This window comes from Azospirillum sp. 11R-A (assembly GCF_049472615.1).
Lineage (GTDB): Bacteria > Pseudomonadota > Alphaproteobacteria > Azospirillales > Azospirillaceae > Azospirillum > Azospirillum palustre.
The window spans coordinates 191,220-201,078 of sequence record NZ_JBCEBL010000012.1; the positions used below are offsets into that span (position 1 = coordinate 191,220).

Annotated in this window: 7 protein-coding genes and 2 pseudogenes; 6 read left to right on the plus strand and 3 right to left on the minus strand. The window is 69.5% G+C overall.

What is annotated here, in order from left to right:
• Positions 1-13 precede the first annotated feature (13 nt).
• The 3 genes from VH569_RS18125 to VH569_RS18135 all read right to left on the minus strand — a co-directional run bounded on the left by VH569_RS18125 (position 14) and on the right by VH569_RS18135 (position 3,336).
• The gene (locus VH569_RS18125; protein WP_423316742.1) at positions 14-988 is read right to left on the minus strand and encodes an amino acid ABC transporter permease; all 975 of its coding nucleotides are present in this window, start codon (positions 986-988) and stop codon (positions 14-16) included.
• Between the two features lie 99 nt (positions 989-1,087).
• The gene (locus tag VH569_RS18130; protein ID WP_423316744.1) at positions 1,088-2,257 is read right to left on the minus strand and encodes an amino acid ABC transporter permease; all 1,170 of its coding nucleotides are present in this window, start codon (positions 2,255-2,257) and stop codon (positions 1,088-1,090) included.
• A gap of 8 nt (positions 2,258-2,265) precedes the next feature.
• A complete protein-coding gene (locus tag VH569_RS18135) occupies positions 2,266-3,336 on the minus strand; it encodes an amino acid ABC transporter substrate-binding protein (protein ID WP_423316746.1) in 1,071 nt (356 codons plus the stop codon).
• A gap of 656 nt (positions 3,337-3,992) precedes the next feature.
• Here VH569_RS18135 and VH569_RS18140 point away from each other — a divergent pair.
• The 6 genes and pseudogenes from VH569_RS18140 (at position 3,993) to VH569_RS18165 (ending at position 9,729) form a co-directional block, all read left to right on the plus strand.
• Positions 3,993-5,054, plus strand: a complete 1,062-nt coding sequence (locus tag VH569_RS18140) for an isopenicillin N synthase family dioxygenase (protein WP_423316748.1) — start codon at positions 3,993-3,995, stop codon at positions 5,052-5,054.
• Positions 5,055-5,089: 35 nt separating this feature from the next.
• Positions 5,090-6,386: pseudogene (locus tag VH569_RS18145) on the plus strand (O-acetylhomoserine aminocarboxypropyltransferase/cysteine synthase family protein).
• A gap of 261 nt (positions 6,387-6,647) precedes the next feature.
• Positions 6,648-7,316 (plus strand): annotated as a pseudogene (locus tag VH569_RS18150) (FAD-binding protein); the annotation flags it as partial.
• A 151-nt stretch (positions 7,317-7,467) separates the two neighbouring features.
• On the plus strand, positions 7,468-8,310 hold the full coding sequence (locus tag VH569_RS18155) for a hypothetical protein (RefSeq protein ID WP_423316750.1): 843 nt from the start codon (positions 7,468-7,470) through the stop codon (positions 8,308-8,310).
• Complete coding sequence (locus VH569_RS18160) at positions 8,307-8,648, plus strand: 4Fe-4S dicluster domain-containing protein (protein ID WP_423316758.1); 342 nt, start codon at positions 8,307-8,309, stop codon at positions 8,646-8,648. The genes VH569_RS18155 and VH569_RS18160 overlap by 4 nt, the downstream gene beginning before the upstream one ends.
• Positions 8,649-8,682: 34 nt before the next feature.
• A complete protein-coding gene (locus VH569_RS18165; protein ID WP_423316752.1) occupies positions 8,683-9,729 on the plus strand; it encodes an ABC transporter substrate-binding protein in 1,047 nt (348 codons plus the stop codon).
• Positions 9,730-9,859 lie beyond the last annotated feature (130 nt).

Genomic DNA, 9,859 nt, shown 5'->3' on the forward strand with positions numbered 1-9,859 from the left:
AACCCTTCGCAGCTCAGCACCGCCGCAGCCGGCGCTCCAGCCACAGGCTGTAGCGCGACGCGATGACGCAGACCGTCAGGTAGATCAGCGCCGCGAAGCCGAAGGCCTCGTCGTAGAATCCCAGCCATGCCGGGTCCTTGGCAGCGGTGCGTGCGGTGTTCAGCAGGTCGAACAGGCCGATGACGATGATCAGCGTGGTGTCCTGGAACAGCCCGATCGCCAGGGTCACGATGGAGGGGATCACCGTCCTGAGCGCCTGCGGCAGGATCACCAGCCGCGTCGATTGCCAGTAGCCGAGCCCCAGCGCCTGAGCGGCTTCATACTGGCCCGCCGGGATGGACTGGAGGCCGGCGCGGACGATCTCGGCCAGATAGGCGGAGACGAACAGGATGATCGCGATCTGCGCCCGCAGCAGCTTGTCGATGGCGGCACCGGCCGGCAGCATCAGCGGCAGCAGCAGGGTCGCGACGTAGAGCACCGCGATCAGCGGCACGCCGCGCGTCACCTCGATGAACAGGACGGCCAGCGTCCGCACCCCGCCCATGGAGCTGCGCCGGGCGAGYGCCAGCAGCACCGCCAGCGGGAAGGCRCCGRCCAGCCCGACGACGGCGAGCAGCAGGCTGACCGGCAGGCCGCTCCAGCGCTCGGTCGGCACCGCCGGCCCRCCGGGRCCGCCGGTCAGCAGCAGCAGGGCGGCGGCCAGCCCGAAAAGCCASAGCCACAGCGTCGCCCGCCGCCAGAACAGCGGCATGCCGCTGAGCCCGGCCAGYGCCAGCAGGATGRCRCCGGCCRCCGCCGGGCGCCAYTGCCGGTCCTGGTCGTAGAAGCCGAACAGGATGTAGCGCAGCTTCTCGCCGATGAAGGCCCAGCAGGCGCCGGCCGCGTYGGCGCAGCGGTCGGCGGGCCCCACCCACACGGCGTCCAGCAGGGTCCAGCGCAGCAGCGGCGGCAYGGYCCAGCCGAGAAGGGCGAKGCAGCMGAGYGTCACCGCGGCATTYASCGGCGTGCCGAACAGGCYGRCCCACAGGCGCTGCCAGCRCGGCTGNKGGSGRGGWRAGGGGCGGGGCGCTTTGCAGAACGCCGTCRGTCATCGCGCCCCCCTCGCCGCCAGCCGGCGGTTGTACAGGTTCATCGCYGCCGAGACCGCGAGATTCACCGTCAGATAGGCGCCCATCATGATCGCCATGGTTTCCAGCACCTGCCCCGTCTGGTTGGCGCTGGTGTTGATGACGCTGACCAGATCSGGGAAGCCGATCGCGACGGCGAGGCTCGAATTCTTGGTCAGGTTGAGATARCTGGAGGTCAGCAGCGGCACGATCACCCGCATGGCCTGGGGCAGRACCACCAGCCGCATGATCCGGCGGCGCGGCAGGCCCAGCGCSCGSGCSGCCTCCCACTGTCCGSCCGGCACCGCCTGGATGCCGCTGCGCACGATCTCCGCGATCATCGCCGCGGCGTTGACGACCAGMCCGACCAGCAGGGCGGAGAATTCCGGCGACACCGTCGTCCCGCCGCTGAAATTGAAGCCGGCCAGTTCMGGAACCTCGACCTGCAACGGCGCGCCCGACGCCAGCAGCAGCGCGACGGGCAGGCCRCATGCGGCCRCCGCGACCGASAKTCCGGACASCGCATCCCGYCGCCCGAGGCGCCGGCGCAGAACGGTYCCGGCAAGGGCGAGCGCMAGCGYCAGCGCGAYGGCCGCGAGCAKCCATCCGCCCGCCCGCCCGTCGGCGAAGGCSGGCAGCTGGATGCCGCGGTTGCACAGGAAGACGCCCGGCAGCGGGTTCAGCGCYTGGCGCGGGGAGGGCAGYGCCTGGAAGGTGGCGCTCCAGAAGAAGAGYTGCAGCAGCAGCGGCGTGCTGCGGAYCAGCTCGACATAGCCCTGYACCAGCCCCGACAGCAGSGCGTTGCCGGACAGCCGCGCCACYCCCAGCAGCAYGCCCAGGACGGTGGCGATCAGGCMGCCGGCCASCGCGACCTTGACGGTGTTCAGCAGCCCGACCAGCAGGGCCAGCGCGTAGCTGTCCTGCGGCCGGTAGTCGAGCAGCGCCTCGCCGATCTCGAAGCCSGCCGGGCGGCCGAGGAAGGCGAAGCCCGGCGTGATGCCGAAGCGCTCCATGTTCGCCAGCGTGTTGGAGCCGAGCAGGAAGCCGCCCAGCAGCACGAGCGCCAGGATCGCCGCCTGAAGGCCGCTGCGGCCACCCCACCAGAGGGTGACCGCGGCGACYGGACCGGARCGCAGSGCGCCGGGYGGCACGRGRCTGCTCACCGGAAGGGCGGGGCGTAGAGCAGGCCGCCCTGGGTCCACAGCTTGTTGAAGCCGCGGTCCAGCCCGACCTTGGTCGCCGGCCCGACGTTGCGYTCGAAGATCTCGCCGTAATTGCCSACGKTCTTGACGATGGTGTAGGCGAAYTTCGGGTCGAGCTTGGCCGCCTCGCCCAGGCTSGGATCGACGCCCAGGAAACGGCGGACSGTTGGATCGGCGCTGGTCAGGAAGCTGTCGAYGTTGGCCTGGGTGATGCCCARCTCCTCCGCCTGGATGGTGGCGTAGACCGCCCAGTTGACGATCTCCAGCCACTGGTCGTCGCCATAGCGGATGGCCGGKGCCAGCGGYTCCTTCGAGATGCGYTCGGGCAGCAGGACGTAATCGTCGGGCTTGGGCAGCTGGGTGCGGGTGATSGCCAGATCGGAGGMATCCTGGGTCAGCACGTCGCAGCGGCCGCTGGCGAAGGCCTTCTGGTTCTCGGCGGTTTCCTCGWTCACCACCGGCTTGAAGGCGATYTTGTTCTGCCRGAAGAAGTCGGTGATGTTCARCTCGCCKGTGGTGCCGGTCTGGACGCAGACGGTGGCGCCGTTCAGMTCCTTGCCCTTGSTCACCCCCAGCTTCTTCGGYACCAGCAGRCCCTGGCCGTCATAGAAGACCACCGGGCCGAAATGGAAGCCCAGCTTGGTGGCGCGGGTGAAGGTCTGGGTCACGCCGGAGAGCAGGATGTCGAACTCGCCCGATTGCAGGGCCGGCAGGCGCTGCTGCGGCGAGGAGGMGACGAACTGCACCTTGTCCGGGTCGTTGAACACGGCGATGGACARMGCCCGTCCGAAATCGACGAAAAAGCCCTGCCAGCGGCCATTGCTGTCGGGGGMGAARAAGCCCGGCTGGGTGCCGACGCCGACYTTGATGCTGCCRCGCGCCYTGATCGCGTCCAGCGTCGGWCCGGCYTTGGCGGCGCYGGTCAGGGCGAGGCCGATGGCGAGGCTGAGGGCACCGGCGATCAGGACGCGCGGCGACAGGCCGCTTCGGGAGGCYGGACGCGAMGGAGCCTGCGAAGGAGTGCGCATGGTGRTTTCCCGCAATGAGTTTGTTGTTTTGTGMAAGACGCGGAGCGCCGCAKYGAAMRGGCGCCCGAYCTGCCGGAKCCGTTYRTGGACCRGCGGTTGKCAGGGCARCCGCGAAGGGGCAGCGCTTATTCCCTAATWAGCRRATAGGRAAATYRCCCTGTCAACGGTTTCGTGAAAATTWRTRAAATAACAWAMCWACAATGYTWATTRTNAATTTTCYCGGACCTATAAATCCACAATTAAGGTAGACAATAAGAGTCTTCCGCGTAATGATCGGATGTGAAACCGMGATGCCGCCCGGARKTCCRTGACCCYGGCGGCCGTGTCCAGCCTCAAGCCCTAANCCYCCCAAGYCAWTGTAYTGGAACGCTATCATGGCCAATCCYCAGACGGCCCGCCGGGCCTCCGCCTCCGCAGCGWCCGAMCAGACMATGGTCTGGATCCCGCTTCCGGAAGCCATGGGGATGTGTGCCGTGAATGACGCGCYGACGCCGCAGGCRCCGGYCGGCCGGCTCTGGGCGCAGATGCGCGGCACCTGGCTGAAGGCGCGCAGCCGCACCGACTGAGCGGCCKCACCYGCTTCCACARAATCCGATTTCAMACGTYGCTGCACGCAAGCGGGCGTTYCCGAACGCATGTCCGCAAAGGAGAGTCCTGTGACCGCGCTTCCCTCTTCGGCCGAGCGGCCGCCGCTGCCGTTTCTCGATCTCGCCCGCCTSGAYGGCGCTGCGGCGGACCGCGCCCTGTTCCTGTCGGAGCTGCGGGCGGCGATCCGCCGCTTCGGCGCCTTCTATGTGACCGGGCACGGGGTCGACCCGGCCTTCATCGAGTCCGTCTTTGACCTGTCGCGCGGCTTCTTCGCCCTGCCCGAGCAGGACAAGCTGTCCATTGAGATGGTCAACTCGCCCCATTTCCGCGGATACACCCGCGCCGGCTGGGAGCGCACGCGCGGTCTGGCCGACTGGCGTGAACAGCTGGACATCGGTGCGGAGCGGCCGGCCTTGCCCTGGAGCCCGGACTCGCCGGCCTGGGTCCGCCTGCAGGGGCCCAACCAGTGGCCTGAGGCCCTGCCGGAGTTGCGCCCGGCGGTGCTGCGCCTGCAGGACCAGCTGACCGCGGTGTCGCGGCGCATCCTGTCGACGGTGGCGGTGGCCCTGCGCCTGCCGGAAGACGCCTTCGATCCCATCCTGACCGACCAGCCGACGCAGCTCGTCAAGCTGATCCGCTATCCGGGCCATGACGCGGTTCCCGCCGAAGATGCCCCCGTCGACGATGCCGGGGGGCAGGGCGTCGGGCCGCATAAGGACAGCGGCCTGCTGACGCTGGTTCTCCAGCACCGCCAGAGCGGATTGCAGATCGAAACCGACCGGGGGTGGGCCGATGTGCCGCCGGTCCCCGGCACCTTCGTCGTCAATGCCGGCGAACTGCTGGAACTGGCAACCGACGGCTATTTCCGCGCCGCGGTGCACCGGGTGGTGACGCCGCCGGCGGGGGTGGACCGGCTGTCGACCGCCTTCTTCCTGGGGGCCGGGCTGGATGTCCGGGTGCCGGTGCTGCCGCTGCCGGACGATCTCGCCGCCGAAGCGCGCGGGCCGGAGCGCGATCCGCTGAACCCGCTCTACAGCTCGGTCGGGGAGAACACGCTGAAAAGCCGGCTGCGCTCCCACCCCGACGTGGCCCGCCGCCATTACGCCGATCTGGTCGGCGCCTCCGTCTGACCGCCGAATTTTCAAGCAACAAGAGGAACCGCCCGATGACCGACCGCAAGCCGCATTTCGAAACCCTGGCCGTCCACGGCGGCGCCTTCCGTGCCGATCCCGTCACCGGATCCGTCGCCGTGCCGATCCACCAGACGACCTCCTACCAGTTCCAGGACACCGCCCATGCCGAGCGCCTCTTCGCGCTTCAGGAACTGGGCCACATCTACACCCGGGTCACCAACCCGACGGTCGAAGTGCTGGAACAGCGGCTCGCCGTGCTGGAAGGCGGTGCCGCGGCGGTGGCGGTCGCGTCCGGACAGGCGGCATCCTTCTATTCGGTGCTGAATCTGGCGCAGGCCGGCGACAACATCGTCACCTCCACTGACCTCTATGGCGGAACCTGGAACCTGTTCGCCAACACGCTGAAGCAGATCGGCATCGAGGCGCGYTTCGTCGATCCGGCCGACCCGGAGAATTTCCGCCGSGCCACCGACGASCGCACCCGYGCCTATTATGCRGAGACGCTGCCGAAYCCGAAGCTGAACGTCTTCCCGATCCGCGAGGTCGCCGACATCGGCCTGGAGCTGGGCGTGCCGCTGATCGTCGACAACACCGCGGCACCGCTGACCGTGCGGCCYTTCGACCATGGCGCGGCGGTGACGATCTATTCGGCGACCAAATACATCGGCGGYCACGGCACCACCATCGGCGGCGTKCTGATCGACGGCGGCACCTTCCCGTGGGAGGCGCATGCCGCCCGCTTCCCGCTGCTGACCCAGCCCGACCCCAGCTATCAYGGTGCGATCTGGACSGARGCGGCNAAANCCGCTCGGCCCCATCGCCTATGCRYTGCGCGCCCGCGTCACCCTGCTGCGCGACATCGGCGCCGCMCTCAGCCCGCAATCGGCCTTCCAGCTGATCCAGGGGCTGGAGACGCTGCCGCTGCGCATCCGCCAGCACAACGCGAACGCCGGCATMGTCGCGAATTATCTGAAGRCKCATGCSAAGGTGACGTCGGTCATCTTCCCCGGYYTGCAGGAGGGCGAGGCGCGGCGGCGCGCCGAYRCSTACCTGAAGGGCGGCTATGGCGGGCTKGTCGGCTTCGAACTGGCCGGCGGSGCSGAGGCGGGGCGGCGCTTCATCGAMGCSYTGAAGCTGTTCTACCACGTCGCCAACATCGGCGACGCCCGGTCGCTGGCGATCCAYCCGGCCACCACSACCCATTCCCAGCTGTCGCCGGAAGACCARMTYGCCASCGGCGTCACCCCCGGCTATGTSCGCCTGTCGGTCGGCATCGAGCATCCCGACGACATCRTYGCCGACCTGGAGCAGGCRCTGGCSGAGGCGTAAGGCCCRYYGYCCAKCGCCCATCGTCCRGCKGTWSCGGTCTCTCKYGGCCCAWTKYCTCACTGCRCGGCCGGCACCATNCCCNTYGGCGGAARGTGCCGGCCGAAATTTTTCACAGAYSTGCATATTTTGGTATGCGCARTATCTCTACTGTGTAAGTATGMTTTYARSAAGAAAGAGCGAWYCAWMKCAGTAATAGAAYGCTGCTCCRGAATCGCCGCTTCGCTCAATCCRCATGATCGACAGTCCCGGAGGGTTTTTCCGATGGCCAACGTGCCCGGCGCTCCTGTCAGTTCATCCGCCRCATYCCTCGAYCTYGAGACCGACGTCCTGATACTGGGGGGCGGTCCYGCCGGCACCTGGGCCGCCATYGCCGCTGCAACCGGCGGYGCCCGCACCATTCTGGCCGACAAGGGATTCTGCGGCACGTCCGGCGCCACCGCSGCGTCCGGRACCACGCTGTGGTATGTCGAYCCCGATCCGGCCARGCGCGCGGCGGCCAAGGCRTCGCGCGAGGGGCTGGGCGGCCATCTGGCCGAYCATGGCTGGATGGACCGSGTGCTCGACCGCACCCATGCGGCGGTCGGCCAGCTCGCCGACTGGGGCTATCCCTTTCCACGCGATGCGGACGGGCGYGAGCGCCGCGTGTCGGTGCAGGGGCCGGAATATATGCGGCTGATGCGCCGCCGGGTGAAACAGGCMGGCGTGACGATYCTCGACCATTGCCCGGCGCTGGAACTGCTGGTCGATGACGRSGGCRCCGTGGCCGGTGCCGTCGGCGTGCAGCGGCAGAAGGGCGGGCGYTGGACCGTGCRGGCGAAGGCGGTGGTCATCGCCACCGGCGGCTGCGCCTTCCTCAGCAAGGCGCTGGGCTGCAACGTGCTGACCGGCGACGGCCTGCTGATGGCGGCGGAGGCCGGGGCCGATCTGTCGGGGATGGAGTTCTCCAACGCCTACGCCATCGCCCCGGYCTTCGGCTCGGTGACCAAGACGCTGCTCTACCARTGGGCCAGCTTCACCCGTGCCGACGGCGAAGCCATTCNTGGGGNCGGCYTCCAAGGGCGGCCGSTCCGTCATCGCGCGGGTGCTGACGACCGAACCGGTCTATGCCCGCCTCGACCGCGCCGAACCGGAAYTGTGGGCGGCGATGCGTCAGGCCCAGCCGAACTTCTTCCTGCCYTTCGACCGCGCCGGCATCGACCCCTTCACCCAGCGYTTCCCGGTGACCCTGCGGCTGGAGGGCACSGTGCGCGGCACCGGCGGCCTGCGGCTGGTGGACGGCACCTGTGCCACCGCCGTCCCCGGCCTGTTCGCCGCCGGCGACGCCGCGACGCGCGAACCGATCTGCGGCGGCTTCACCGGCGGCGGCAGCCACAACGCCGCCTGGGCGATGTCGAGCGGCCATTGGGCGGGTCTCGGAGCCGCCGATCATGCCCGTGCCTTGGGGACCCGTGCTTTGGGACATGGAACCCGCACCCTGCGCCGGGCGGGCGGTGCCGGATTGCAGGACGGGCCGCGGGGCGGACATTGCGGGGCGATCGATGCCGGCGGCCTGACCCGCGCCGTCCAGGCCGAGGTGTTTCCCTACGACCTCAATTACTTCCGCACGGAGGAGGGGCTGACCGGCTCCCTCGGCCGGCTGGACCGGCTGTGGGCCGCCGCCGCCGCGGCCATGCCGGCCTCCGCCGACACCGTCCTGCGCGTGCGGGAGGCGGCGGCGATGCTGGCGACCGCCCGCTGGATGTACCGTTCGGCGCTGGCCCGCACCGAATCGCGCGGCATGCACCGCCGCATCGACCATGCCGCCCTCGACCCGGCCCAGCGCCATCTGCTGACGGTCGGCGGCCTGGACGAGGTGCATGTCTCGACCCGCCCGGCGCCGGTCCGCGCGGATCGGGCCGAGGCAGGCCGGGAGCTTGCGGCATGATCGAGCTGATCAGCCCGGCCCGCTGCACCGGCTGCAACATCTGCGTCTCCGTCTGCCCGATGGACGTTTTCCAGCCGACCGGCGGTGGCCGGGCCGACGGGGCCGCCCCCGTCATCGCCCGGCAGACCGACTGCCAGACCTGCTTCCTGTGCGAAGCCCATTGTCCGGACGACGCCCTCTATGTCGCTCCCGATGCCGAAACGGTGACGGGGATCGCCGAGGAGGCGGTTGCCGCCGCCGGCCTGTTCGGCAGCTACCGCCGCGCCATCGGCTGGACTGCCGCCCATCGCGAGAACCGTTCCGCCGACCAGACCTTCCGGCTGCTGGCGCCGCATTGAGCGCCCGGCCGCATCCGACAGGAGCCTTTCGATCATGACCGTGTTCGACCCCTCCGGCATTCGCCTGAACCGCCGCCGCCTGCTGACCGGCGCGGCCGTTACCGCCGGCGCGCTGGCCGCCGGGCCGCTGTGGGCCGGCCGCGCGCAGGCCGCCGCGGCCAAGGCGACGCTGGCCTATGGCAGCACCGGCTACACCTGGGCGGTTCCCTTCGTCGCCGAGGCCGCCGGCACCTGGGCCGAGGCCGGCTTCGATCTGAGCACCATGGAGTTCGAGAGTGGGCGCGATTCGATGCAGGCGCTGCTCGCCGGCTCGGCCGATTTCTCCGCCTCGACCGACACGCCGGTGGTGTTCGCGGTGTTGCAGGGGCTTCGGCCGCTGATCCTGGTGAATTACAGCCGCTATTCGCGCGACATGAAGATCGTCGTCCGCAAGGACGGCGGCATCGATCCGGCCAGGCCGGCCAGCCTGAAGGGGCGCAGGATCGCCACCCGCGTCGGCACCTCCGGGCAATATATGCTGGCGAAGTATTTGGAATTTGCCGGGCTGGCGCCGGGCGACGTCGAGGTGGTCGACCTCACCCCGAACAACATGACCTCCGCCCTGGTGCGCGGCGACATCGACGGCTTCGCCTGGAGCAGCCAGTCCGCCGTGGTGGCCGAGCGCCAGTCCGGCGGCAAGACCGCGGTGATGACCCAGGACGGGCTGGAGAAATTCTTCCAGAGCCATCAGCTGTTGCTGACCACCGAGAAGGTGGTGAAGGAGAAGCCGGAGCTGGTGACCGGCGCCATCCGGGCCTTGCAGGGGGCGGAACGCCGCATCCTGGCCGACGGCGGCTGGGCCGACCTGATCTCGCGCCGCATCCACACGCCGCCGAAGCAGATTCTGGAGGCGACCTCCGAGTTCACCTTCAAGATCGCCTTCGACGACCGTTTCGTCGACGATCTGGTGGCGGAGGCGGAATGGGCCATCGCCGCCGGCCTCGCCAAGCGTCCGCCGGGGGACCTGCGGGCCCTGTTCCGCGGCCTGATCGTCGAGTCCCCGCTGAAGGCGGTGGCGCCCGACCGGGTCACCCTGTCGTGAGCGGGGTCATGAGCGGGCCGCTGATCGATTTCGACCGCGTGTCGCAGATTTATGCGGCGCGCGACGGCTCGCCGGTCTGGGCGCTCAGCGACGTGTCGCTGCGGGTGGAGGCCGGCGAGTTCGTCTGTCT